This is a genomic window from Pseudomonas baetica (genome assembly GCF_002813455.1).
Taxonomy (GTDB): Bacteria; Pseudomonadota; Gammaproteobacteria; order Pseudomonadales; family Pseudomonadaceae; genus Aquipseudomonas; species Aquipseudomonas baetica.
On the sequence record NZ_PHHE01000001.1, the window covers coordinates 283318 to 306887 of the forward strand.

General features: G+C 60.5%; 22 protein-coding genes. 11 read left to right on the forward strand and 11 right to left on the reverse strand.

The window, feature by feature from the left end; genetic code table 11:
• Positions 1-36 precede the first annotated feature (36 nt).
• The 4 genes from ATI02_RS01290 to ATI02_RS01305 all read left to right on the forward strand — a co-directional run bounded on the left by ATI02_RS01290 (position 37) and on the right by ATI02_RS01305 (position 3923).
• Positions 37-930, forward strand: coding sequence for a LysR family transcriptional regulator ArgP (locus tag ATI02_RS01290; RefSeq protein WP_095191550.1), 894 nt, complete (start codon positions 37-39; stop codon positions 928-930).
• Between the two features lie 54 nt (positions 931-984).
• Positions 985-1977, forward strand: a complete 993-nt coding sequence (locus ATI02_RS01295) for an NAD-dependent epimerase/dehydratase family protein (RefSeq protein ID WP_095191549.1) — start codon at positions 985-987, stop codon at positions 1975-1977.
• Between the two features lie 126 nt (positions 1978-2103).
• Positions 2104-2958, forward strand: coding sequence for an ATPase (locus ATI02_RS01300; RefSeq protein ID WP_095191548.1), 855 nt, complete (start codon positions 2104-2106; stop codon positions 2956-2958).
• A 116-nt stretch (positions 2959-3074) separates the two neighbouring features.
• On the forward strand, positions 3075-3923 hold the full coding sequence (locus ATI02_RS01305; protein WP_100845226.1) for a cache domain-containing protein: 849 nt from the start codon (positions 3075-3077) through the stop codon (positions 3921-3923).
• A gap of 124 nt (positions 3924-4047) precedes the next feature.
• Here the strand turns inward: ATI02_RS01305 and ATI02_RS01310 are convergent, their stop codons facing one another.
• Together ATI02_RS01310 and pobA are read right to left on the reverse strand one after the other, a co-directional pair.
• Positions 4048-5565, reverse strand: a complete 1518-nt coding sequence (locus tag ATI02_RS01310; RefSeq protein ID WP_100845227.1) for an MDR family MFS transporter — start codon at positions 5563-5565, stop codon at positions 4048-4050.
• Between the two features lie 80 nt (positions 5566-5645).
• Positions 5646-6830, reverse strand: a complete 1185-nt coding sequence (gene pobA / locus ATI02_RS01315) for a 4-hydroxybenzoate 3-monooxygenase (protein WP_170947332.1) — start codon at positions 6828-6830, stop codon at positions 5646-5648.
• Between the two features lie 187 nt (positions 6831-7017).
• Here pobA and ATI02_RS01320 point away from each other — a divergent pair, with 187 nt between their 5' ends.
• A complete protein-coding gene (locus ATI02_RS01320) occupies positions 7018-7902 on the forward strand; it encodes a helix-turn-helix domain-containing protein (RefSeq protein ID WP_100845228.1) in 885 nt (294 codons plus the stop codon).
• 140 nt (positions 7903-8042) lie between these two features.
• On the opposite strand, the gene ATI02_RS32235 is transcribed toward ATI02_RS01320, so the two are convergent.
• Together ATI02_RS32235 and ATI02_RS01325 are read right to left on the reverse strand one after the other, a co-directional pair.
• Positions 8043-8219 (reverse strand): hypothetical protein, encoded by a 177-nt coding sequence (locus ATI02_RS32235; RefSeq protein ID WP_167394863.1) that lies wholly within the window; start codon positions 8217-8219, stop codon positions 8043-8045.
• 220 nt (positions 8220-8439) lie between these two features.
• Positions 8440-9345 (reverse strand): LysR family transcriptional regulator, encoded by a 906-nt coding sequence (locus ATI02_RS01325; RefSeq protein ID WP_202864024.1) that lies wholly within the window; start codon positions 9343-9345, stop codon positions 8440-8442.
• 114 nt (positions 9346-9459) lie between these two features.
• Between ATI02_RS01325 and ATI02_RS01330 the strand changes: the two genes are divergently transcribed.
• Together ATI02_RS01330 and ATI02_RS01335 are read left to right on the forward strand one after the other, a co-directional pair.
• The gene (locus ATI02_RS01330) at positions 9460-10338 is read left to right on the forward strand and encodes an MBL fold metallo-hydrolase (RefSeq protein ID WP_095191542.1); all 879 of its coding nucleotides are present in this window, start codon (positions 9460-9462) and stop codon (positions 10336-10338) included.
• 45 nt (positions 10339-10383) lie between these two features.
• The gene (locus tag ATI02_RS01335; RefSeq protein ID WP_100845229.1) at positions 10384-10998 is read left to right on the forward strand and encodes an NAD(P)-dependent oxidoreductase; all 615 of its coding nucleotides are present in this window, start codon (positions 10384-10386) and stop codon (positions 10996-10998) included.
• A 124-nt stretch (positions 10999-11122) separates the two neighbouring features.
• Here the strand turns inward: ATI02_RS01335 and ATI02_RS01345 are convergent, their stop codons facing one another.
• Entirely contained in the window at positions 11123-12004 is an 882-nt protein-coding gene (locus ATI02_RS01345; protein ID WP_095191540.1) for a LysR substrate-binding domain-containing protein, read from the reverse strand.
• 226 nt (positions 12005-12230) lie between these two features.
• On the opposite strand from ATI02_RS01345, the gene ATI02_RS01350 reads away from it, so the two are divergent.
• Together ATI02_RS01350 and ATI02_RS01355 are read left to right on the forward strand one after the other, a co-directional pair.
• Positions 12231-13868 carry a 5-guanidino-2-oxopentanoate decarboxylase gene (locus ATI02_RS01350; protein WP_100845230.1) on the forward strand — a complete coding sequence of 546 codons (1638 nt, stop codon included), beginning with the start codon at positions 12231-12233 and terminating at the stop codon, positions 13866-13868.
• Positions 13868-15316 (forward strand): aldehyde dehydrogenase family protein, encoded by a 1449-nt coding sequence (locus tag ATI02_RS01355; RefSeq protein WP_192886582.1) that lies wholly within the window; start codon positions 13868-13870, stop codon positions 15314-15316. Before ATI02_RS01350 ends, ATI02_RS01355 begins: the two co-directional genes overlap by 1 nt.
• A gap of 151 nt (positions 15317-15467) precedes the next feature.
• Here ATI02_RS01355 and ATI02_RS01360 read toward each other — a convergent pair whose 3' ends face one another.
• Positions 15468-16397: an AraC family transcriptional regulator gene (locus ATI02_RS01360; protein ID WP_100845232.1), complete on the reverse strand. Its 930-nt coding sequence runs from the start codon at positions 16395-16397 to the stop codon at positions 15468-15470.
• 302 nt (positions 16398-16699) lie between these two features.
• Here ATI02_RS01360 and ATI02_RS01365 point away from each other — a divergent pair, with 302 nt between their 5' ends.
• Together ATI02_RS01365 and ATI02_RS01370 are read left to right on the forward strand one after the other, a co-directional pair.
• Positions 16700-17053: a putative quinol monooxygenase gene (locus tag ATI02_RS01365; RefSeq protein ID WP_100845233.1), complete on the forward strand. Its 354-nt coding sequence runs from the start codon at positions 16700-16702 to the stop codon at positions 17051-17053.
• 43 nt (positions 17054-17096) lie between these two features.
• Positions 17097-17339 carry a hypothetical protein gene (locus ATI02_RS01370; RefSeq protein ID WP_100845234.1) on the forward strand — a complete coding sequence of 81 codons (243 nt, stop codon included), beginning with the start codon at positions 17097-17099 and terminating at the stop codon, positions 17337-17339.
• A 4-nt stretch (positions 17340-17343) separates the two neighbouring features.
• Here ATI02_RS01370 and ATI02_RS01375 read toward each other — a convergent pair whose 3' ends face one another.
• From ATI02_RS01375 to ATI02_RS01395, 5 genes are all read right to left on the reverse strand, one after another.
• Positions 17344-17973, reverse strand: coding sequence for a flavin reductase family protein (locus ATI02_RS01375; RefSeq protein ID WP_100845235.1), 630 nt, complete (start codon positions 17971-17973; stop codon positions 17344-17346).
• A 242-nt stretch (positions 17974-18215) separates the two neighbouring features.
• Complete coding sequence (locus ATI02_RS01380) at positions 18216-18509, reverse strand: hypothetical protein (RefSeq protein ID WP_100845236.1); 294 nt, start codon at positions 18507-18509, stop codon at positions 18216-18218.
• A gap of 311 nt (positions 18510-18820) precedes the next feature.
• Positions 18821-20140, reverse strand: a complete 1320-nt coding sequence (locus tag ATI02_RS01385) for an MFS transporter (protein WP_095191532.1) — start codon at positions 20138-20140, stop codon at positions 18821-18823.
• A 320-nt stretch (positions 20141-20460) separates the two neighbouring features.
• On the reverse strand, positions 20461-21792 hold the full coding sequence (locus ATI02_RS01390) for a two-component system response regulator MifR (protein WP_100845237.1): 1332 nt from the start codon (positions 21790-21792) through the stop codon (positions 20461-20463).
• Entirely contained in the window at positions 21792-23552 is a 1761-nt protein-coding gene (locus tag ATI02_RS01395; protein ID WP_100845238.1) for a two-component system sensor histidine kinase MifS, read from the reverse strand. Before ATI02_RS01395 ends, ATI02_RS01390 begins: the two co-directional genes overlap by 1 nt.
• Positions 23553-23570: the final 18 nt, after the last annotated feature.

Below are 23570 nucleotides of genomic sequence, written 5' to 3' on the forward strand. Positions count from 1 at the left end.
AAAACCAATAGTGCTGATCGCTCATTAGGAAAACTGATGTTCGACTACAAATTGCTTTCCGCTCTGGCCGCCGTGGTCGAGCAAGCCGGGTTCGAACGCGCGGCCCAGGTGCTGGGCCTGTCGCAGTCGGCGATTTCGCAGCGGATCAAACTGCTCGAGGCGCGGGTCGGCCAACCGGTGCTGGTGCGCGGCACGCCGCCGTCGCCCACCGAGATTGGCCGACGGCTGCTCAATCATGTGCAACAAGTGCGTCTGCTCGAACGGGATTTGCAAACGCTGGTGCCCGCGCTGGACGAAGAGGGCTTGCCGGAGCGACTGCGCATCGCACTCAACGCCGACAGTCTCGCCACTTGGTGGGCGCCAGCGGTGGGAGATTTCTGCGCCGAACAGCATTTGCTGCTGGATATGGTCGTCGAAGACCAGACCGTCGGCCTCAAACGCATGCGCGCCGGTGAAGTGGCGGCGTGCCTGTGCGCCAGTGAACGGCCAGTGGCTGGCGCGCGTAGCGTGTTGCTTGGGGCGATGCGTTATCGTGCGCTGGCCAGTCCTGCATTTATCGCGCGGCATTTCCCTGATGGTGTGCGCGCCGAAAAGCTACCGCGCACCCCGGCGCTGGTGTTCGGCCCCGACGACTTCCTCCAGCATCGCTATCTCGCAGCGCTCGGTGTGGATGGCGGATTCGAGCACCACTTGTGTCCGTCCTCCGAAGGTTTTATTCGCCTGACCGAGGCCGGACTCGGTTGGGGGCTGGTCCCGGAACTGCAAGTGCGCGAGCAATTGCAAAGCGGCGTGTTGCGCGAACTGTTGCCAGATAAACCGATCGACGTGCCGTTGTACTGGCATCATTGGCGCAATGGCGGCCAGTTGCTCGGCTTGCTGACCGAGCAACTGGTGCGCTCTTCGCCACAATGGTTGGTGCCGTTGAACTGACGGCAAGCGTCAAGTCACACGAATCAGGCAAAACGAAAGACAGCGGAGCTCTACATGAAAATTCTGGTCACCGGCGCAAGCGGCTTCATTGGCGGACGCTTTGCGCGTTTCGCTCTGGAGCAGGGCCTGGACGTGCGGGTCAATGGTCGCCGGGCCGAGAGCGTCGAACATCTGGTACGCCGCGGCGCCGAGTTTGTCCCCGGCGATCTGACCGACCCGGAACGGGTGCGTGACCTCTGTGGTGACGTCGAAGCCGTGGTGCATTGCGCCGGTGCCGTCGGTCTGTGGGGGCGTTATCAGGACTTTCATCAGGGTAACGTGCAGGTTACCGAAAACGTCGTCGAGGCCTGCCTGAAGCAGCGGGTTCGACGGCTGGTGCATTTGTCGTCGCCGTCGATTTATTTCGATGGCCGCGACCACTTCAACCTGACCGAAGAGCAAGTGCCCAAGCGCTTCAAGCATCACTACGCCGCGACCAAATACCTGGCCGAACAAAAGGTCTTTGGTGCGCAGGAATTCGGCCTCGAAACCATCGCCCTGCGCCCGCGTTTCGTCACCGGTGCCGGCGACATGAGCATCTTTCCGCGCCTGTTGAACATGCAGCGCAAGGGGCGTCTGGCGATCATCGGCAACGGTTTGAACAAGGTCGATTTCACCAGTGTGCACAACCTCAACGAAGCCATGCTCAGCAGTCTGCTGGCCGCCGGTTCCGCGTTGGGCAAGGCCTACAACATCAGTAATGGTGCGCCGGTGCCGTTGTGGGATGTGGTCAATTACGTGATGCGCAAAATGGAAGTGCCACAGGTCACCCAATACCGTTCCTATGGACTGGCCTACAGCGTTGCGGCACTCAACGAGGGCGCGTGCAAACTCTGGCCAGGACGCCCGGAGCCGACCCTGTCGCGGCTGGGCATGCAGGTCATGAAGAAAAATTTCACCCTCGACATCAGTCGCGCACGGCATTATCTGGAATACGATCCGAAAGTCAGCCTGTGGACGGCCCTCGACGAGTTCTGCGGTTGGTGGAAAGCCCAGGACATTCGCTGAAACTCGTTGAAACGAATCGGCCGGCCGGCAATGAACCGCACCGCCGGTTGAGGGTCAATCCCTGCGGCTGTGGGGTTTATACTTCGCGTCAATCTGCCATCACCGCGATTCACAAAGGTTGCCTCAATGTCCATGCGTAATGATGCCCACGACGATTTCGATGATGTACCGAGCCTGCGTGCCGACACCTTCGACGACGATGACATTCCGACCACTGCCCGCACCTCCGTGCACTCGCGCACAGCGCCCGTAGTCAAGGTCAAAGCGGCCAGCACCGGGCCGCTGTGGGCGTTGGTTGGCGCGCTGTTTTTTGCTTTCATCGGTCTGGCCTGGTGGAGCTTTCAGCAGATTTCGCTGATGGAGCAGCAACTGGTCGCGACCCAGGAAAGTTTCGCGCGTATCAGTGAGGAAGCGGCGGGGCGTCTGCAGGACATTTCCGGCAAGGTCGTCGCCAGCCAGAGCAATGTCACCAGTGACAGTGAAGCCTTGAAGCTGCAAATCAAACAGCTCGAAGGCAAGTTGCTCGATCAGGGAAAACAGCAGCAGGGCGTGGCCGGTCAGGCCAGCGACCTGGACAAGCGTCTGGCGCAAATGACCGCGCAGACTACCGAACAGCAGAACGCCAATAGTCAGTTGCAGGCGCAGGTCAAAGCCCTGAGTGCAGAACTGGCGTCGCTCAAAAGCGCGCCGGCCGATACCAGCAAGGTCGATGCCCAGCTCAAGGCGTTCGATGCGCAGTTCAAAAGCCTCGGCGCTGATATCGCGGCACTGAAGAAGCAGGGTAATCCGGGCGCGGCAATTGATCGTCTGGAGCAGGAAATCATTGTCCTCAAAAGCGAACAGGACAACCGCCCGGCCACCCCGCAGGGGGGTAGCAACACGGCCGAGTTCGACGCGTTCCGTGGGCAGATGACCCGCAACATCAATACCCTGTCGGCACAGATCCAGAACCTGCAGCAGCAAATCAATGCGCGGCCTTAGTGCTTGATTACCCGTGATGCAGGGGATTGTGTAATCCCCTGCATCATTCTGAATATCCATACATCGCCCCAAGCCGTCTACGCTCTTGAAACACCAACAAGAACGAGGGATGCGCTATGGGGTTTTTGCATAAAGTGGCCTGGCTTGGCGTGATGTTATTGGCGGGGTTCGGCCAGGCCAGCGCCGCGACAACTGCCAAGGATGACAGCCAGGCTGCGATCGCCTTGCTGGAAAAGGCCCTGGCCTATTACCACGACAACGGCGACAAGGCATTCGCCGCGTTCAGCCGTCAGGGCGAGTTTGTCGACAAGGACCGCTACGTGTTTGTGGTCGATACAAAAGGCGTGATGCTCGCCAGCGGCGGGCCATCGTCGGCGTTGATTGGCCGTGATGTGAGCGAAGTGCTCGGCCCGGATCTGCAAAAAGCCTTCAAGGATGCCTTGAAAGTGCCGGAGGGCAACGGTATCCAGCAAGCCGAGTACCGCTGGCAGAACTGGTCGGATGGCAAGGTCGAGCGCAAACATGTGTTCTACCAGCGCGTCGGTCAGCGGATTCTGGCAGTCGGTTATTACTTGCCGCGGGCGTCGGCCGAGCAGGCGATGGCGTTGCTGAACAAGGCCGCGACTGATCTGGGCAAAGACGAGAAGGGCACGCTGACAGCGATCAACTCGCTCAAGGGCGGTTATCTGCAGGATGACCTGTATGTGTTTGTGGTCGATCTGGATACCCAGCGCTATGTCGCACATGGTACCAATCTGCGCCTGATCAACACCGACTTCAGCAAGATCAAGGACCCGGAAGGCAAACCGGTGGGCGAGCCGATTCTGGCCCTGATCGCCAAACAGGATTACGGCGAATACGCCTACCGCTGGAAAAACCCGGTGACCGGCAAGGTCGAGGACAAGCATGCCTACCTGAAGAAGGTCGGGCACTTTCTGGTCGCGGTGGGTTACTACAGCCCTTGAAACGCATCTTCCCTGGTGGGAGCGAGCCTGCTCGCGAAGGCACAGTGTCAGCTGACATCACAGTTGAATGACACACCGCTTTCGCGAGCAGGCTCGCTCCCACAGGTTTTCGTGGCACTTGTGCCTACTTAGCGCCGTGCTCGCGCCCACGCAGCAAGTTGTTCGGCATGGCAATCGCCGCCGCCAGCCCCAGCAGCGACACCGCCGCACTGACCCACAGCAAATGCCGGAAGGTCACCGAAAGCTCCGCACGCAAGGCGTTCTGCGCGTCACCCGGAGCGGCGTTCAAACCATCGAGCAGCACGTTGCCCGAATGCCCCTCGCTCATCAGCGAACTGCTCGCCAGATGGGCGAAGTTTGAATCCTGCAACAACGCCAACAGCAGCGCCGACATCAACGCCACACCCACGGCGCCGCCCAGCGAACGGAACAGATTGGTGGTGCTGGTGGCCACGCCGATGTCGCGCTGTTCCACCGAATTCTGTGTACCGACCAATGAAGTCGGGAATTGCATGCCGCCGGCAATGCCGCTGAGCAACATGAACAAACCGCTCATCAGCGTTGCCTCGGGCGGGCTGAACGCCATGCCGATAATCGAGATCGGCATGAGGATGGCGCCGGTCAGAATCTGCGGTTTGTAGCGCCCGGTCACCGACGTGCGACGACCCGCAAAGAAGGCACCGATCGGTAACCCCATGGCCAACGGCAGCAAGTGCAATGCAGCACTGTCGGCGCCGGCACCGGTGACGGTTTGAAAGCGCAGCGGCATCAATACGATCAGCGAGATCGCCTGGAAACTGGTGAAGAAAATCGTGCACCAGCACAGCAACGCATTACGGTTGGCGAACAGATGCATCGGCAACAACGGCTCCCGTGCGCGACGCTCGTGCCAGACAAAAACAGCCAACACCACGACCGCACAAGCGAACAGCCCCAGCACTTCGCTGCTGCGCCACGAATGGCCCTGACCGACCTGCGTGATGCCGAGCAACAGTGCCGTCAGGCCGATGATCATCAGCAGTGTGCCGAGGTAATCGATGATCGGTTTGCGCTGCGGAATCGGCAGCCCGCGCAGATTGCGGTTGGCCACCCACCAGGCGCCAAGGCCCAGCGGCAGGTTGATCAGAAACACCCAGCGCCACGACAGGTACTCGGTCATGTAGCCGCCGAGCACCGGGCCGGCGACGCTGGCCACCGCGTACATGCTGCTGAAATAACCCTGATAGCGCCCACGTTCGCGCGGCGGCACGATGTCGCCGATGATCGCCTGGCTGACCGAGATCATCCCGCCAGCACCAACCCCCTGAAGAATCCGCGCCAGCACCAGTTGCTCCATGCTTTGCGCCATGCCGCAGAACAGCGAGGCCAACGTAAACAGGCCCATGCCGAACAGCATCAGTTTGCGCCGCCCGTACAAGTCGCCGAGCTTGCCGTAGATCGGCACCGCCACGGTCATCGCCACCATGTACCCGGAAATCACCCAGGCCAGCAGACTGACGTCCTTGAATTGTGCGGAGATGGCCGGCATCGACACGGCGACGATGGTCTGATCCAGCGCACCCAGAAAAATCGCCATCATCAGCGCAAGCAGCACGCTGCGAATGGCCGGTTTGGGCGTTTCGGGGTGATTGAGATGGGGCACGGGCAAAACCTGCGGGCATTGATTGACCCGCAAGGCGAGGGCGAGCGGGTAAGTGCTCGCCAGTGTAAGTCGGTAGCAGGCTATTCGATAGCCTCGTACGGAAGTCCGACGTAATTTTCTGCAATGGTTTTTCGGCCGGCTTCTGAACTGACGAAGTAGTCCAGTTCCGAGGCGCTGATGCGTTGGCTGAAAGCATCGTGATCGTCGAAGCGATGCAGCATCGAGGTCATCCACCAGGAAAAACGCTCGGCCTTCCAGACCCGGCGCAGGCAGATCTCGGAGTATTTTTCCAGCAGCTCTGTGCGCCCCTCGCGATAAACTTTCAGCAGAATATTGAACAACGTGCTGACGTCGCTGGCGGCCAGGTTCAAACCCTTGGCACCAGTAGGCGGGACGATGTGCGCTGCGTCGCCGACCAGGAACATCCGCCCGTACTGCATCGGCTCCACTACGAAACTTCGCAGTGGTGCGATGCTTTTTTCAATCGACGGACCGGTGACCAGTTTCTCTGCCAGCTCCGACGGCAGGCGCTGTTTGAGCTCATCCCAGAAGCGCTGATCGCTCCAGTCATCGACGTTTTCATCCGCAGGCACTTGCAGGTAGTAACGCGTGCGAACCGCCGAACGCATGCTGCACAGGGCGAAACCACGCTCGTGGCGGGCGTAGACCAACTCTTCATGCACCGGCGGGGTGTCGGCCAGAATCCCCAGCCAGCCGAATGGATACACCCGCTCGAACACTTTCAGGCAATCAGCCGGAATCGACTGCCGGGCGACGCCGTGGAAACCGTCGCAACCGGCGATGTAATCGCAATCGACACGCCAGGTTTCGCCGTCCTTTTCGAACGTGACAAAGGTTTCGTCGCTTTTCATGCCGTGGGGAACGACATTGCTCACCTGATAAAACGACAGCGCTCCTGCCTCCCGACGAGCGGCCATCAGGTCGCGGGTGACTTCGGTCTGGCCGTAGATCATCACGGTCTTGCCGCCGGTCAAAGCGTGCAGATCGATATGTACCTGACGCCCGTCCAGTGCCAGATCGAACCCTTCGTGAACCAGACCTTCGGCATCCATGCGCTGACTCACGCCAGCCTGGCGCAACAGCTCTACCATGCCTTGTTCAAGCACACCGGCGCGGATTCGGCCGAGGACATAATCGGGTGTCTGGCGTTCGAGGATGAGGGTGTCGATGCCGGCGTTATGCAGCAACTGACCGAGGAGTAATCCGGATGGACCGGCGCCAATAATGGCGACTTGGGTTTTCAGCGTTTTCATTGTTTTTATGACTCGCAAGCTTCACGCGACAATCGCCGGTGAATGATTTTTATGGATCGAGTGCTTGCATTTTTCCCTTGCGGGTCTGTCAATTGAAGGTGAAAACTGAGCCGATACCTGTACATTCTGCCAATCGGTGCGATTATCGCCCGTAACCTCCGAGGCCTGGATTGAAGTGATGAACAAGCCCGAGCTGCCTTCGATTCCTGTGTTCAAGCTCTACGGTGAAAGCCTGGACTGGCCGACCCCTGACTTGCTGCACTGTGAAACCATTTCCTCGCGCAGTCGCGAACATCAATGGGAAATCAAACCCCACCGCCATGCTGATTTGTGTCAATTGCTCTTCGTCTTCAAAGGTCAGGCAGAGCTTGAGATCGAAGGTCAGCGCACACACCTGCAAACCCCCGCGATTCAAGTCCTGCCGCCGTTGTCGGTGCACGGCTTTCGTTTTTCCGAGGACGTCGAAGGGTTCGTCGTTACCCTCGCCACACCGCTGATCAATCACTTGCAGGCGCAACTGGGCAACGCGGTACACGCGCTGGCCCAGGCCGATAGCTATCCGGCGGGCAAGGACGGCGACTATCTCAACAGCCTGTTTTCGGCGTTGCAGGGCGAGTACAACGGCCATCAACCGGCGCGCGAAATGCTCATGCATTCGCTGGTCAGCGTGATCATGGTCTGGGTCAGCCGTCAGGCGATCGTGCGCCATAACGCCAGCCAGCGACCACAGCGCCAGCGCGAATACCTCGCCGGGTTTATTCAATTGGTCGAAGAGACTTACCGCCAGCATGTGAAGGTCGAGGATCTGGCGCATCGGTTGGGGATTTCGGTGTCGCACCTCAACGGCACGTGTCGTGAGCTGGCGGGGCAACCGGCGCTGCAGATCATGCATGAGCGCCAGTTACTGGAAGCCAAGCGCCTGCTGACCTACACCAGCATGACCATTTACGAGATGTCGGAATTGCTGGGGTTTTCCGATCCGACCAACTTCACGCGCCTGTTCCGGCGCAGAGTCGGTATTTCACCAAAAGCTTTCCGCGACCGTCTGAAAGCCGAGCAGTGATTGTGTAAACGCTGCAAAACTTGTGGGAGGGGGCTTGCTCCCGAAGGCGGTGTATCAGATTGCATCAATGCTGAATGACACACTGCTTTCGGGAGCAAGCCCCCTCCCACAGGATCCCATTCCAGCCCAGTTCAGCTCAATCAGCGCAACGCATTCAGCGTAGCGTTGTGCGGGATGCAGCGCTCGAAGTTGCAACTCGCGTATTCACGCGGCAGCTGTCGCATTTGCTCGACCCGCCAGGCGGCAGTGCCGTAGAGCGCCAGGCTGGCGGCACAGGTGATGAAAATCGCAAAGTACCTTCTTGTTTTGATGTTCATGGTGTTCGACCTCTGAACGTATACCCTCTGGTATTACTTTCAGCATAGGTCAGCGGTGGGGAGTTGCCAGCGAGTGTGCTTGAGCTTGTAACCGGCCATTCAGCATGCTGATGAACCCTTTGTGGGAGCGAGCCTGCTCGCGAAAGCGGTGTCTCAGTTACTGAAAAGTTGGCTGAACGGACGCCTTCGCGAGCAGGCTCGCTCCCACTTTGGATCGGGTTTAGAGATCAACGTCCCATTGCGGATGCTCTGGAAAACGCTCTACCAGAAAATCCAGCATGCTGCGCAGCGCCGCCGGCATGTGTTTACGCGAGGCATACACCGCGTAGATGTTCATCTGCCGGGGCTCGGCGTCAGGCAACAAGCGAATCAGCTCGCCTGAGTGAATATGCACCCCGGCCTGGTAGGTTGGCAGCATCGCCACGCCCGCGCCGGCCAGCGTCGCGCGCAACAGCGTGCTGGCCTCATTGGCGCTGATGTTGCCCTGTACCGGCACCGACACGGGCTCGCCATCCTCCTCGAAATGCCACAGGCTTTTGCCGAAATACGAGTGGGTCAGGCAGTTGTGCCGGCTGAGCTCTTCAACCCGATGCGGGGCGGGATTTTCCCGCAAATAAGCCGGGGCGGCACAGACCACCGAGCGGCACACGGTCAGGCGCCGGGCGATCAGGTTGGGGTCCAGATCATTGCTGGTGCGGATCGCCAGATCGATGCGTTCATCCACCAGATTCACCGTGCGATCAAGCATCTGCATATCGATGCTGACGCCGGGGTAGCGCTTGACGTACGCCGCCATCGCATCGGCCAGTTGCGCCTGGCCGAACGAGGTGCTGACGCTGATTCGCAGCAAGCCGCGCGGGGCGTCGTGGGGTTCGCTGACGGCGGCCTGCATGTCGGTCGACAGTTCAAGCATCTGCCGACAGCGCGGCAGGATTTCACTGCCGGCGGCGGTCAGGCTCAACTTGCGCGTGGTGCGGTGCATCAGGCGTGCGCCAACCCAGTCCTCAAGCTCGGCCAGATAACGTGAAACCACCGGGCGTGAAAGGTCCAGGTGATCGGCCGCAGCCGACTGGCTGCCCAGATCCACCACCGTGACAAACACCCGCATTGCTTGGAGACGATCCATGATTTGCCCGCTTTCAGAAACAAACTATGTCCAAGCATCGCATTTTTTGTATCGAGTCAGGCAACTAAGCTCTGTCCCATCGCCAGACACGGCATTCGGACACCGGAGCAACAGATGATCGGCTTCACTACAATCAAACGCGTTCTACTTGCCACCGCTTCCCTCGGTTTCGCTGCCCATGCAGCCGCTGCCAACCTGACCCTCGATGTCTACAACCCAGGCACCAACGCCATTTTTCCGGTCACTTCGGTGCTGGTCAGCGGCGAAAAAGACGCGATTCTGGTCGACGCACAGTTCGGCAAATCCCAGGCCGAGCAAGTCGTGGAAAAGATCCGCGCCAGCGGCAAGCACCTGACCACCATCTACATCAGCCACGGTGACCCGGATTACTACTTCGGTCTCGATACCCTGACCAAAGCCTTCCCCGATGCCAAGGTGCTGGCCTCGCAGCCGACCGTCGATCACATCAACAAAACCGTCGAAGGCAAACTGGCGTTCTGGGGCCCGAAAATGGGCGCCGACGTGCCGGCAAAAACCATCGTCCCGGGCGTGCTCAAGGGCGACAGCCTGATGCTTGAAGGGCAGAAACTGCAGGTGGTCGGGCTTGAGGGCAAACAACCGGATCGCAGCTTTGTTTGGATTCCATCGCTTAAAGCCGTGGTCGGTGGTGTCGTCGTCGCCGAGAACATCCACGTGTGGATGGCCGACACCCAGACCGCACAATCCCACGCCGACTGGCTGCAAACCCTGCACTCGATCGAAACCCTGAAGCCGAACACCGTGGTGCCGGGTCATTACCTGGGTAACAGCAGCCGTTCGCTGACCAGCGTGAAATTTACCGCCGATTACATCAAAGCGTTCGATGCAGAAACCGCCAAGGCCAAGGATTCCGCCGCACTTATCAAGGCCATGAAAAAACGCTACCCGAAACTCGGTGAGGAAAGCTCGCTGGAGCTGAGCGCCAAAGTCGCCAAGGGCGAAATGCAGTGGTAACCCGATTCTGAATACGCAGCACTCTCAAGCCAACTGGAGAATGTCATGAGCAAGATCGCAATCATTGGTGCCACCGGCCGTGCCGGTAGCCAACTGCTGGAAGAAACCCTGCGTCGCGGCCACAGCGTTACCGCCATCGCCCGCGACACCTCGAAGATCGGCGCCCGTGCCGGTGTGGTCAGCAAGAACGTCGATGTGCTGAATGCGGCGGCTCTGCAAGAGGCCGTTGCCGGTCACGACGTGGTGATCACCGCCGCGCACTTCACCACAGTGCCGGCCAGCGCGATTGTCGGGCCGGTGAAACTGGCGGGTGTGAAACGTCTGTTGGTGGTCGGCGGTGCCGGTTCGCTGTTGCTGCCGGACGACACTCGGGTAATCGACAGCGCAGGTTTCCCGGCAGAGTACAAAACCGAGGCCAGCGCCGGTGCGGTGTTTCTTGAGGCGTTGCGTCAGGAAAAGGAATTGGACTGGAGTTTTCTGTCGCCGTCGGCGGAGTTTGTCGAAGGTGAGCGCAGCGGTACGTTCCGTCTCGGCAAGGATCATTTGCTGGTGAGTGGAGAAGGGCGCAGCTGGATTACTTTTGCCGATTACGCGATTGCGTTGATCGACGAAGTGGAAGCGCCGAAGTATTCGCGCCAGCGGTTTACGGTCGGGTATTAAGCAACGACGCAGAACAAATGTGGGAGCGGGCTTGCTCGCGAAGAGGGAGTGTCAGTCGATATCAACGGAGAATGACACACCCTCTTCGCGAGCAAGCCCGCTCCCACAGGGTTATTGGTGTGTTTCAGCGGGTATGCGCCTGCTCTACCAGCCAGATCATCAATTCCTCCAGCTGCGGCGACGGTTCCGTTGCGTGCGGCAGCACCACGTAATACGCCAACCCCGTCTTCACCTTCAGCGCAAACGGCATCACCAGTCTTTCGGCACGCAGGTCATCGCCGATCAACGACCAGTCCCCAATCGCCACCCCCGTGCCATGCGACGCCATCGACATCGCCTGATCCAGCGTCTCGAAATGCTGGCCCGTGTTGACGTTGTTCAATTGCTGCTCGGCGGCGGTCAGCCACGCCGTCCAGTCCTGGGTATCGCGGGTCGGATGTAGCAAAAGATGGTGTTGCAGATCGGCCGGTGTGGCTAACGCCGGTGGACCTTGCAATAGCGCGGGCGAACAGACCGGTGTCAGTTGCTCATCGAACAGATGCAGGGCGGTCGCTGAGTTGTCCGGGGGCGTGCCATAGATGACGGCGGCATCGAATGGCTCGCGCGCAAAATCGACGCCGTGGGCGAGGGTTGTGGTCAGTTTCACCGGTACGTCCGGGCGCTCCTTCTGCCATTGCAACAGGCGTGGCACCAGCCAGCGCATCACACAACTGGGTGCCTTGAGTTGCAGGGTTTCGCGCTTGAGACCGATCTGCTCGGTGGCTTCGCTGATCAAGCCGAACACCTTTTCCACCCGCGGCAGCCATTCTCGACCTTCGGCCGTCAGCTCCAGACCACGGGCCTGGCGGATAAACAGTTCATACCCCAGATGATCCTCAAGCCCGGCGATCTGCCGGCTCACCGCCCCCTGGGTGATATGCAACTGCTCGGCCGCCCGGGTGAAGTTGCAGCACTGCGCCGTGATCCAGAACGTGTGCAGGGCGGGCAGGGGAGGCATGCGTTTCATGTGGATCCAAGGTATGACGTGAGGACATGGCTAGTATGACTTTTAATCGATTGTTGCGGCTACCTGCCCACCGTTCCAATGCAGTCATTCCACAAACCCTGTGGGAGCGAGCCTGCTCGCGAAAGCGTCGGATCAGCCAACAACTTTGTTGAATATGAAACCGCTTTCGCGAGCAGGCTCGCTCCCACTGGGTTCGGTGTCTTCAACGAACAAGAAGGGCAATGACATGGCGACGTGTGGCGAAGTACTGGTCAAGTTACTCGAAGGTTATGGGGTCGAGCAGGTGTTCGGCATTCCCGGGGTGCATACCGTGGAGCTGTATCGCGGGCTGGCCCGTTCGAGCATCAACCATGTCACCCCACGGCATGAGCAGGGCGCCGGTTTCATGGCCGACGGTTACGCCCGCACCAGCGGCAAACCGGGCGTGTGCTTCATCATTACCGGCCCGGGCATGACCAACATCACCACGGCGATGGGCCAGGCGTACGCCGACTCGATCCCGATGCTGGTGATCTCCAGCGTGCAGTCGCGCAGTCAGTTGGGCGGCGGTCGCGGCAAGCTCCACGAGCTGCCGAACCAAAGCGCGCTGGTCGGTGGCGTCGCTGCGTTCTCCCACACCCTGATGTCGGCGGCGGAATTGCCGGGCGTGTTGGCCCGCGCCTTTGCCCTGTTCCAGGCCGGGCGTCCGCGTCCGGTACACATCGAAATCCCGCTGGACGTATTGGTTGAAGACGCCGATGAGTTGCTCGCAAGCCACCCGGTCAATATCGATCGGGCCGGCGCTGCACCCGCCGCCGTGAGCCGCATGACCGAACTGCTCGCCGGCGCCCAGCGTCCATTGATCCTCGCCGGTGGCGGGGCCATTGATGCCGCCGCTGAACTCACTGAGTTGGCCGAATTGCTCGACGCGCCGGTCGCGCTGACCATCAACGCCAAAGGCATGTTGCCGTCCAGCCATCCGCTTTTGATCGGCTCGACCCAGAGCCTGGTCGCCACCCGCGCGCTGGTCGCCGATGCCGACGTGGTGCTGGCGATCGGCACCGAACTGGCCGAGACCGATTACGACGTCACCTTCGCCGGCGGTTTCGAGATTCCCGGCAAGCTGCTGCGCATTGATATCGATGCCGATCAGACCGTGCGCAACTATCCGCCGCACCTCGCGTTGGTCGCTGATTCACGTAATGCCGCACAAGCGCTGCTCAGCGCCTTGTCGCACAAATCATTGGCCGAGCGTCGCAACGATTGGGGTCAGGTGCGTGCCGCACGCCTGCGTGATGATCTGACCGCCACTTGGGATGCCCCGACCGTGGCGCAGACCCGTTTCCTCGAAACCGTTCTGCACGAATTGCCGGACGCCGTGTTTGTCGGCGACTCCACGCAACCGGTGTACACCGGCAACCTCACCTTCAACCCGGAGCGCCCGCGCCGCTGGTTCAACTCGTCGACCGGTTACGGCACCCTCGGCTACGCCTTGCCGGCAGCCATCGGTGCATGGCTCGGTGGCAGCGTCGAAGGTGGCGCACGTCCGCCAGTGGTGTGCCTGATCGGCGATGGCGGTTTGCAATTCACCCTGCCGGAACTGGCCAGCGCCGTCGAAGCGCGCACGCCGGTGATCGTCCTGTTGTGGAATAACCAGGGCTACGAAGAGATCAAGAAGTACATGGTCAACCGCGCCATCGAGCCGGTCGGCGTCGATATTTACACCCCGGACTTCATTGGCGTGGCCAAGGCTCTGGGTTGCGCGGCCGAGGCGATCAGCTCGGTTGAACAATTGCGTGTTGCGCTGCGTGCCGCGACCGATCGCCAAGGCCCGACCGTGATAGAAATCGACCAGAACCAATGGATGCAGGCGGTGGCCAAATGATGAATTTCCCCACCACACTCGACGGCCTCTACATCAACGGCCAATGGTCCGCCGGCCGTGAGCATTTGCGGGTGATCAACCCGGCCACCGAAGCGCTGCTGACCACGGTCAATGGCGGTGATGAACTGGCCGTCGATCACGCGGTGAGCGTGGCCGTCAAAGCCTTCAAGGATTGGTCGAAAACCACGGGCGCCGAGCGCGGCGCGATCCTGCGCAACATCGCCAACGGCGTGCGCAACGGTCGCGATCAGTTGATGAAGTTGCAGTCTAGCAACAACGGCAAACCGCAGTTCGAAGCGGCTATCGACGTCGACGACGTGATCGCCACCTTCGAGTATTACGCTGAACTGGCTGAGGGCCTTGATGGCAAACAGGACAGCAATGTGCCGCTGCCCAGCGATGATTTCAGCGCACGTCTGCGCCGCGAACCGTGCGGTGTGGTCGGGCTGATCGTGCCGTGGAATTTCCCGATGGTCACCACCGCGTGGAAACTCGCGCCGGCTCTGGCCGCCGGTTGCTGCGTGGTGCTCAAGCCGTCGGAAGTCACGCCGCTGCCGGAGCTGGAACTGGCGGCGATCATTGCCGAGTCCGGCCTGCCCAAAGGCGTGTTCAACCTGGTTTGCGGTACCGGGCTGGCGGTCGGTGCGCCGCTGTCGGCGGATCCGCGTATCGCGAAGATTTCCTTCACCGGCAGCAATGCCGTGGGGGTGCAAGTGATGCAGCGCGCCGCCGAAACCGTGAAGGGCGTGAGCCTGGAACTGGGCGGTAAATCGTCGTTGTTGGTGCTCGAAGATGCCGACCTCGATCTGGCGGTGGAGCTGGCCTGCGGCGGCGGATTTTTCAATGCCGGGCAGATGTGTTCAGCCACCAGCCGCGTGTTGGTCGCCGATGAACTGGCGGATGAGTTTCTCCTGCGTCTGAAGGCCCGTGCGGAAAAAATCCGGGTGGCTGAGCCGTTCGATCCGGACGTGGAAATGGGCGCACTGGTCAATCAGGCGCAATACCAACGCGTGCTCGGCCACATCGACCGTGGGTTGAGTGCCGGGGCGAAGCTGATTTGCGGTGGCAATCGTCCGGCGGATCTGCCGCGCGGCTATTTTTTGCAGCCGACGGTGTTCACCGACGTGCCCCTCGACAGCGCGTTGTGGTGTGAAGAGATTTTCGGCCCGGTGCTGTGCGTGCGCCGTTTCAGTAGCGAAGCCGAGGCGATCGCGCTGGCCAACGACAGTCCGTTCGGTCTGGTCGCCAGTGTGGTGACGCGTAACACCGAGATCGCCGACCGGGTCGCCAACGCCCTGCAGGCCGGTCTGGTGTGGCTCAACGCGCCGCAGGTGATCTTCCCGCAAACGGCGTGGGGCGGTTACAAGCAGAGCAGCATCGGCCGTGAGTTGGGGCCTTGGGGATTGGCGGCGTTCCAGGAGATCAAGCATGTGATCCGGGCGGTTTGATCACAGAGATGTGTTGACTGGACTGACCTCTTCGCGGGCAAGCCCGCTCCCACAGTGAGAGGTATTGAGCGCAAATCTTGTGTTCAACACAAAAACCTGTGGGAGCGGGCTTGCCCGCGAAGGCGTCAGTTGTGATAGCGAAAATTGCGGATCAAACCGACTGCCGCAACCGCGCCAGATCGCGCAACGGCGGCGCGCCGAACAAGCGGCTGTACTCACGGCTGAACTGCGACGGACTCTCATACCCCACTCGATAGCCCGCCGCCGATGCCTCCAGCCCCTCAGTCAGCATCAAGCGCCGCGCCTCTTGCAGGCGCAATTGCTTCTGATACTGCAGCGGACTCATCGCCGTCATCGCCTTGAAACGGTGATGCAGGGTCGACACGCTGAGGTTCACTTCCTTGGCCAGATCATCGATGCGCAGCGGCTGCTCGAAATTGCCGTTGAGCCACTTGATCGCCTGACTGATGCGATGGCTCTGACTGTTGGCAATCGCGATCTCGTACAAGCGATGGCCCTGCGGACTGCGCAACAGGCGATAGAGAATCTCCCGGCGAATCAGCGGCGCGAGCATGGCGATGTCTTTCGGCGCATCCAGCAGACGCGCCAGACGCAGCACCGCGTCGAGCATCGCGCTGTCGATTTTTTCCACGTACAAGCCGCGGCCGGTCGGCCGGGTCGGTACGCCCATCGGGCCGGCGTCGGCGATCAGCGCGGTGATTTCCGCCGGATCGATGTCCAGACGCACGGCAAGGATCGGGTCTTGCGGCGAGACATTGACCACGCGCCCACTCAACGGCATCGAAACCGAGACCACCAGGTAATTGAGCGGGTCGTAATTGAAGAACTCATCGGCCAGCCGCACCTCTTTACGCCCCTGCGCCATGATGCACAGCGCTGGTTGTGCGAGCACTGGGGCGAAGTCGTGGGATTGGGTGTGGCGCGACATGAACAGCGAGCCGATGGCGGTCTCGTAACAGCCATCATCGGTGGTGTTGCGACGGATGATCGCCGCGAGTTCCGCGCGCTGCTTTTCCATGTCTGCGGTGGGTTCGGCTTGAAAACGATCGAATGACGACATGCACGGCGTCCTCGGCAAGGGAGGTGGAATGGAGCAGAGCATATGTTTGTGCAAGTACGAGCGGTAGACACATTCTGCGAAATGCTTGCCTGATTCTGCACCACGTTATTCATGTCCCCGAAAACGTAGAGCGATCAACCCATACCTGTAGGAGCTGCAGGTCTGATGCTGAATACACTTTCGCAGGATTGTGCAACAGGGCGGCAGGAATCGACTAACGGCGCCTTGCGCGCGGCCCTTAACCTTGGATCCTGTCGCAGCCCGTCCCCCGGCTGCCACGCGACTCCTTGGGAGGGTTGAACATGTCCAAGCAGATTCCCGTCAGTCATATGGCGTTCGTTCGAGCGCGCGCCGGGCGCTCGGCGGAACTCGGTGTACGCCTGAGCGCGTTGATCGAGCCGTCCCGCGCCGCCCCCGGTTGCCTGAGCTTTGCCTTGCAGCATTCGCAGTGTGATCCCGAGTTGTGGCTGGTCTCCGGGTTCTGGAGCAATCAGCAAATGATGACCGCTTACTTCAACAGCCCGTCGATGGAAATCTTCGCCGAGCTGGTGCAGGAGCTGGTGGTCAACAGTCTGGATTTCCACACCTTCAAGGATGTGTCGGCGGCGCAGGCCCTCGGCCAGTCTTCGGCACCGGTACACAAACTTGCCGGTTGAGGGTTTAATGTCCGGCTTAATTGACTGAGCCAGGACTTGCGACATGGCACGTAAAGAGTTCGAACACTTCGAAGCAGTATCGGCAGTCGTCCCCGTCGAACTGGGTGGCAACAAGGGCTATCACGCGGCAATCGCGGTCAAGGCCCTGGTCGATGGCGGTGCACCACGTTTTCACAAACTGCTGGGTGATCAGGTATTCCCCGGCGCCATTGCTGCCGATGAGGCCGCCATCAATGAACTGGATCGCCTCAAGGGTGTTACTGAAGACGCCGAGCTGATCTGGTAATCAGTTACTTGGCGGCACCCGGACGCCACATCTTGAACAGGGCTTCAGGCCCCAACTGAAAATAGTCCGCCGGCCCGCCGCCGCGCAGAATCGGTTCTGCCGCGGCGGTGTCGTAGATGCCGTCCTTCAACAGCCACTTGGCGATATGCACGGCGACCACTTCGCCCAGAATCAGCCAGCTCGGCACCGTCTCGCCATCAGCGCGTTGCAACTGAATGATCTGCGTGACCTTGCACTCGAAGGACACCGGGCTTTCGGCTACCCGTGGCACTGAGATCACTTTCGACGCCACGGTGGTCAGCCCCGCCAACTCAAACTCGTTGACCTCAGGTGCAACCATCGCGCAGCTCTGGTTCATCTGCTCGGCCAATGGGCGGGTGGCGAGGTTCCAGACGAATTCGCCAGTCTGTTCAATGTTGTTCAAGCTGTCTTTGCGCCCGACGCTGGAGAAACCAATGATCGGCGGGATGTAGTTGAAGGCGTTGAAAAAACTGTATGGCGCCAGGTTCAACTGGCCGTTGGCATCCTGCGAGGAGATCCAGCCGATAGGGCGCGGGCCGACGATGGCGTTGAACGGATCGTGCGGCAGGCCGTGGCCGTTGGCGGGTTCGTAGAAGTGGATGTCATCGGGCATGGCTTGGAATCCAGGGAGGGCATTTGTCAGAGAGCAATAGTGCAAGGCTGGCCGTTGAAGATCAATTGTGGGAGCGAGCCTGCTCGCGAAGACGGCTCTTCAGTCGACATTAATGTTGAATGGGCCACCGCCTTCGCGAGCAGGCTCGCTCCCACAGGGGATCGTGTGCATTCCAGACCTTTTCCATTCCCCAGAAATGACTAAGCCCGGCCAAGGCCGGGCTGTGCGCTTTACAGCGGCGCTTAACTGATGGAAGCGGATTGAGTACGGTCATAGCCGTCTTCAGCGACAGTGGCAGAACCGGTGCGGTCATAGCCGTCAGCGGCGACAGTGGCGGAACCGGTGCGGTCGAAGCCGTCAGCGGCGACAGTGGCGGAACCGGTGCGGTCGTAACCGTCAGCAGCGACAGTGGCGGAGCCTGTGCGGTCATAACCATCGGCAGCCACGGCCGAGCCAGTGCGATCAAAACCGTCGGCGGCAAAGGTGTTGGCGGCCAGTACGGACAGGGCGAAAGCGAGGATCAGTTTGGTTTTCATGTTTGTCACTCCAGATTCGTTGGCGAGGTGTGTCTTGCATGGGTTTCATGCTACGCCAACTAAATTGATTAAAAAGCGCAAAATAATGCTAAAAACTATCGATTAAATAGATGTTAAGGGCGACGCATTAAATGGCTTCCATCATCAGGAGCGAACGTCGCGCAGGTAATCGATTAAGTGGGCACAGGATGCCGAGGCAGAATTAACCGGCGATTAATCGCCGAAAACAAAAAATCGCAGCCTCCGACAACCCCTGTAGGAGCTGCCGAAGGCTGCGATCTTTTGATCTTGCGTGACGTTCAGTCAGTCAATCAGTCAGTGACGATCCGCGAATGTTTCTGGGTGTCTTTCATAGTGATGTACACCAGCAACGACACTGCGATGCACGCGGTCACGTACCAGTAGTAACCGGTTTCCATGCCGATGCTCTTGAACCACAGCGCGATGTATTCGGCAGTGCCGCCGAAGATCGACACGGTCAGTGCGTATGGCAGGCCGACGCCCAGGGCGCGGATTTCAGTCGGGAACAGTTCGGCTTTCACCACCGCGTTGATCGAGGTGTAACCGCTGACGATGATCAGCGCCGCCATGATCAGGAAGAACGCGCCCCACCAGGTCTGGATGGTGTGCAGAGTCATCAGGATCGGCACGGTGAAGATCGTCCCCAATACGCCGAAGGCGATCAGGATCGGGCGACGACCGATCTTGTCCGACAGGCCACCGATGATCGGTTGCAGGCACATGAACAGGAACAGCGTGGCCGCAGAAATGGTGGTCGAGTCGGAGATGCTCATGCCGACGGTGTTCACCAGATACTTCTGCATGTAGGTGGTGTAGGTGTAGAACGCCAGCGTGCCGCCCATGGTCAGGCCGACCACGGTCAACAGCTCTTTCGGGTGACGCATCAAGGTGCGCATCGCGCTTTCCTTGGCCTTCTCTTTCTTGGTGAACGACTCGGTTTCTTCCATGCCGCGACGCAGGTACAGCGCAACGATGGCGCACAGCGCGCCGATGGCGAACGGGATACGCCAGCCCCATGCGTACAGCTCTTCAGTGGTGAGGACATTCTGCAGCACTATCAGCACGCCCAGCGCGATGAGCTGGCCGGAGATCAGGGTCACGTACTGGAAACTGGAGAAGAAGCCGCGACGTTCCTTGGTCGCCATTTCAGACAGGTAAGTGGCGGAGGTGCCGTATTCGCCGCCGACCGACAGGCCTTGCAGCAGACGGGCGAACACCAGCAGGATCGGCGCGCCGACACCGATGGTTTCATAACCCGGGCTCAGGGCAATGATCAGCGAGCCGAAGCACATCAGATAGACCGAGGCCATCAGCGCTTTCTTGCGCCCGACTTTGTCGGCGTACAGCCCCATCAACCAGCCACCGATCGGGCGCATCAAAAAGCCCACGGCGAAGATCGCGGCGGTATTGAGCAGTTGGGCGGTGGTGTCGCCTTTGGGGAAAAAGGCTTTGGCGAAGTACAGCGAGAAGGCGGCGTAGACGTACCAGTCGTACCACTCGACCATGTTGCCGACGGAACCGCTGAAGATCGATTTGATCCGGCTGGCGGTGGTTCTTTCTTTGGCGGGCACGGCAGCCGACCCAAGGGGCAGGGCGTTGGAGTTATCCATTGAAGGATCCTTCGTTTAATTGTTTTTGTGGAGCGCGTTAAAACGCAGCCTGCGAGGGCTATAGCAGGAGGTGTGCCAACGGGGAGAGGGGCGGTTTAGAGGGGGTAGAGGAATCTGGTGAGCGGAAATCCGCTTATGCATGGATTGCGGTGAGCGGAAAGTTGCTCATTCAGGCTGATAGATCAATGTTGCCTGTGCTGGCCCCTTCGCGGGCAAGCCCGCTCCCACAGGGTTTTGTGCTGAACCTGAATTTGTGACCTCCACCGACCATTGTGGGAGCGGGCTTGCCCGCGAAGAGGCCCGATCAAACACTGCAAAAGTCAGCTGCCTTGAACAAACATCTCCCGACTCAACCCATGCCGCTGCATCTTTTCATTGAACGTGCGGCGTGGCAGTTGCAGTTCTTCAAGCACCGCTTTCACATCACCCTTGTGCCGGGTCAATGCCGCACGCAAACACTGCGCCTCAAACGCTTCCTGTTGCGCCGCCAATGACTGGCCCGGATCAATCCCCGGCGCCGGCTCATCCAGCCCCAGCACTTGCCGTTCGGCGACGTTCGCCAGTTCGCGCACATTGCCCGGCCAGTCGTGGCTGAGCAGGTGGCTCAACTGCGCACCCGTCAACGGTGGGAAAGTGCGCCCCAGACGCTGAGCCGCACTCTGGGCAAAGTTTTCGAACAACAACGGAATGTCTTCGCGCCGGTCACGCAGCGGCGGCAAACGCAACTGCGCGACGTTCAGACGATACGCCAGGTCTTCGCGAAAGCGTCCGGCCCGGGCCTCATCGAGCAGGTCGGGTTTGGTTGCCGCAACGATCCGTAGATCCACGCGAATACTCTGGTTCGACCCCAGCCGTTCAAGCTTCTGCTCTTGCAACACGCGCAGCAGTTTTACTTGCTGGGCCAGCGGCATGCTTTCGATTTCATCAAGAAACAACGTGCCGCCATCGGCGTATTCCAGCTTACCGATGCGTTTGCCGGAGGCGCCGGTAAACGCACCGCTCTCATGGCCGAACAGTTCGGCTTCGAACAGTTGCTCGGGGATCGCGGCACAGTTCAACGCCACGAACGGCTTGTCCGCACGCGGGCCGAAATCGTGCAGGCAACGGGCAACCAGTTCCTTGCCGCTACCGGTTTCACCGCGAATCAGCACGTTGACCGGCAACGCCGCCAGATCCAGTACCTGTCGGCGCAAGGTTTGCAAGCCACGGGACACACCGAGCAACGTCGCATCGAGTTTGGCGCGGTTGTCGGCCTGCTCGTGCAGGGCACGGTTTTCCAGAACAAGCCGACGTTTTTCCAAGGCCCGGCGCAAGCTGCCGAGCAGGGTTTCGGGACTGAACGGTTTCTCCAGAAAGTCGTAGGCGCCGTCGCGCATCGCTTCGACCGCCATCGGTACATCGCCGTGGCCGGTGAGCAGGATCACTGGCAGGTCGGCATCGCGGCGCTGCACCTCGGCCAGCAGCTCAAGACCACTGAGGCCGGGCATGCGCACGTCGCTGAGGATCACCCCGGGAAAATGCGCGGGCAGGGCAGCGAGGCATTCTTCGGCGCGGCTGAACAGCTGCACCTCGAACCCCGACAGGCTCAGCCACTGTTCGACCGCGCTGCGAATGCTGCTTTCGTCGTCGACTACCATCACTGAGTTGAGCATCAGAGGTGTGCCTCCAGATCGATCGGCAAGGTCAGGGCGAACACCGCGCCGCTCTCGCCATTCTCCACACTCAAGCGGCCGCCGGATTCATGCACGATGGCGAAGGATACTGCCAGCCCCAGACCCAGGCCGTCACCCACAGGCTTGGTGGTGAAGAACGGGTCGAACACCTGGCCCAGATGTTCGTCGGCAATGCCACCGCCATTGTCGCTGACGCTCAGTCGCCACAGTTGCTCATCGGCTTCCAGGCGGATTTCCAGGCGCTTGCACGGTTTGCCCTGCATGGCGTCGAGGGCGTTGCGCAGCAGGTTGATCAGTACTTGTTCCAGGCGGATCGCATCCCCGCGCACCCACGCCGGGCGGGTCAGGTGCAGCACCAGACTGACCTGCTCGTCACGCAGGCGTGCGTCGAGCAATTGCAGGGATTGATCCACCACCGTTGCCAGATCCAGGCGTTCGCGCAAGCCGCCGGGGGTCTTGCGGGCGAAGGTTTTCAGGTGGCCGGTGAGGGCGGCCATGCGCGTGAGCATGTCGTCCACCGGTTTGAGTGCCTTGTACGCATCGTCGACGCGGCCATGCTCGAGCAACAGACGCAGGGTTGCCAGTTGCATGCGCTGGGCGGTTAGCGGTTGATTGATTTCGTGAGCGAGCGCGGCGGACATCTGCCCCAGCGCGGCGAGTTTGGCCGACTGCACCAAGCTATCCTGGGCGGTGCGCAGATCGCGGGTGCGCGCCTCGACCAGTTGCTCCAGCTCTTGGCGATTGCGCTGGCGGATTTTCGACAGCCGCCAGCGCTGGTTGAGGAACAGCAGCAGAAATACCAGCGCCAGCCACACGCCAGCGGCGGCGAGGCCGGCGTTGCGCAGGTCTTCAAACGCCACTTGCGGACGCCTTAGCAGATGCAAGGTCCAGCCTTCGGCGGTCAGTGGCAGCGACTCCCACAAATAATCCGCCGTGCCTTGCGGGCCCTCGACCCGGCGCAAATCGCTGTTGTCGTCGAAGCGGCGCAGCGTCAGATGCGTCAGTTGCTGCAGCGTTTGTTTGTCGTATTGGCGAGTGGCTTTGATTTCAGCCAGGTCGTGAGTGTTCAGTGGCCGCAACGCGCGATAGCGCCAGCCAGGCTGGTTGGCGATGAAGATGATGCCGCGTGCATCGCTGACCAGCAGGGTGTCGCTGCCCTGGCTCCATTCGCGTTCAAGCTCGGGGAATTCCAGCTTGACCACCATCGCCCCGAGGAACTCGTCGTTGTCGCCGAGCACGGCGCTGGAGAGGAAGTACCCGGGTATGCCGCTGGTGACGCCGACGGCGTAAAAACGCCCGGTACCTTGGGTGCGGGTCTGGCTGAAATAGGGCCGAAAGCCATAGTTGTGGCCGACATAACTGCTCGGCAGACGCCAGTTGCTTGCGGCCACGGCAAGGCCGGTGTGATCGAGCAGTTCAAGGGTCGAGGACTGCGCCGCGCCGTTGATCTTTTCCAGTTTCAGGTTCAGCGCCGCTTGTTCCTCGGCCTCCACCGGGCCTGCCAGTGCCGAGCGCAATTGCGGGTCCAGCGCCAATACGGCGGGGAGGGCGCGATAGCGGTCGATCAGGGTGTGCAGCGAGTTGGCATACAGCGCCAGTTGCTGGTTGGCGCGGGCCGCGTCCTCTTCCAGCGCCTGGCGTTCGGCATGGCGGATGGCCAAGGTTGCGGCGAGCGCGGCACCGGCGATGATCAGCAGGGTATACAACGACAGACGCAGAGTACGGGAAGTCGGCAGCATGCTGGGCGAACGGATGGC

Coding starts and splice junctions, on each gene's coding strand:
- ATI02_RS01345 (WP_095191540.1), bottom strand. CDS start 12,004: ATGAAACGCATGCCTCCCCTGCCCGCCCTGCACACGTTCTGGATCACG.
- ATI02_RS01380 (WP_100845236.1), bottom strand. CDS start 18,509: ATGAAAACCAAACTGATCCTCGCTTTCGCCCTGTCCGTACTGGCCGCC.
- ATI02_RS01385 (WP_095191532.1), bottom strand. CDS start 20,140: ATGGATAACTCCAACGCCCTGCCCCTTGGGTCGGCTGCCGTGCCCGCC.
- ATI02_RS01335 (WP_100845229.1), top strand. CDS start 10,384: ATGAGCAAGATCGCAATCATTGGTGCCACCGGCCGTGCCGGTAGCCAA.
- ATI02_RS01325 (WP_202864024.1), bottom strand. CDS start 9,345: ATGGATCGTCTCCAAGCAATGCGGGTGTTTGTCACGGTGGTGGATCTG.
- ATI02_RS01370 (WP_100845234.1), top strand. CDS start 17,097: ATGGCACGTAAAGAGTTCGAACACTTCGAAGCAGTATCGGCAGTCGTC.
- ATI02_RS01295 (WP_095191549.1), top strand. CDS start 985: ATGAAAATTCTGGTCACCGGCGCAAGCGGCTTCATTGGCGGACGCTTT.
- ATI02_RS01350 (WP_100845230.1), top strand. CDS start 12,231: ATGGCGACGTGTGGCGAAGTACTGGTCAAGTTACTCGAAGGTTATGGG.
- ATI02_RS01330 (WP_095191542.1), top strand. CDS start 9,460: ATGATCGGCTTCACTACAATCAAACGCGTTCTACTTGCCACCGCTTCC.
- ATI02_RS01320 (WP_100845228.1), top strand. CDS start 7,018: ATGAACAAGCCCGAGCTGCCTTCGATTCCTGTGTTCAAGCTCTACGGT.
- ATI02_RS01300 (WP_095191548.1), top strand. CDS start 2,104: ATGTCCATGCGTAATGATGCCCACGACGATTTCGATGATGTACCGAGC.
- ATI02_RS01305 (WP_100845226.1), top strand. CDS start 3,075: ATGGGGTTTTTGCATAAAGTGGCCTGGCTTGGCGTGATGTTATTGGCG.
- ATI02_RS01365 (WP_100845233.1), top strand. CDS start 16,700: ATGTCCAAGCAGATTCCCGTCAGTCATATGGCGTTCGTTCGAGCGCGC.
- ATI02_RS32235 (WP_167394863.1), bottom strand. CDS start 8,219: ATGAACATCAAAACAAGAAGGTACTTTGCGATTTTCATCACCTGTGCC.
- ATI02_RS01390 (WP_100845237.1), bottom strand. CDS start 21,792: ATGCTCAACTCAGTGATGGTAGTCGACGACGAAAGCAGCATTCGCAGC.
- ATI02_RS01290 (WP_095191550.1), top strand. CDS start 37: ATGTTCGACTACAAATTGCTTTCCGCTCTGGCCGCCGTGGTCGAGCAA.
- ATI02_RS01355 (WP_192886582.1), top strand. CDS start 13,868: ATGAATTTCCCCACCACACTCGACGGCCTCTACATCAACGGCCAATGG.
- ATI02_RS01375 (WP_100845235.1), bottom strand. CDS start 17,973: ATGCCCGATGACATCCACTTCTACGAACCCGCCAACGGCCACGGCCTG.
- ATI02_RS01395 (WP_100845238.1), bottom strand. CDS start 23,552: ATGCTGCCGACTTCCCGTACTCTGCGTCTGTCGTTGTATACCCTGCTG.
- ATI02_RS01360 (WP_100845232.1), bottom strand. CDS start 16,397: ATGTCGTCATTCGATCGTTTTCAAGCCGAACCCACCGCAGACATGGAA.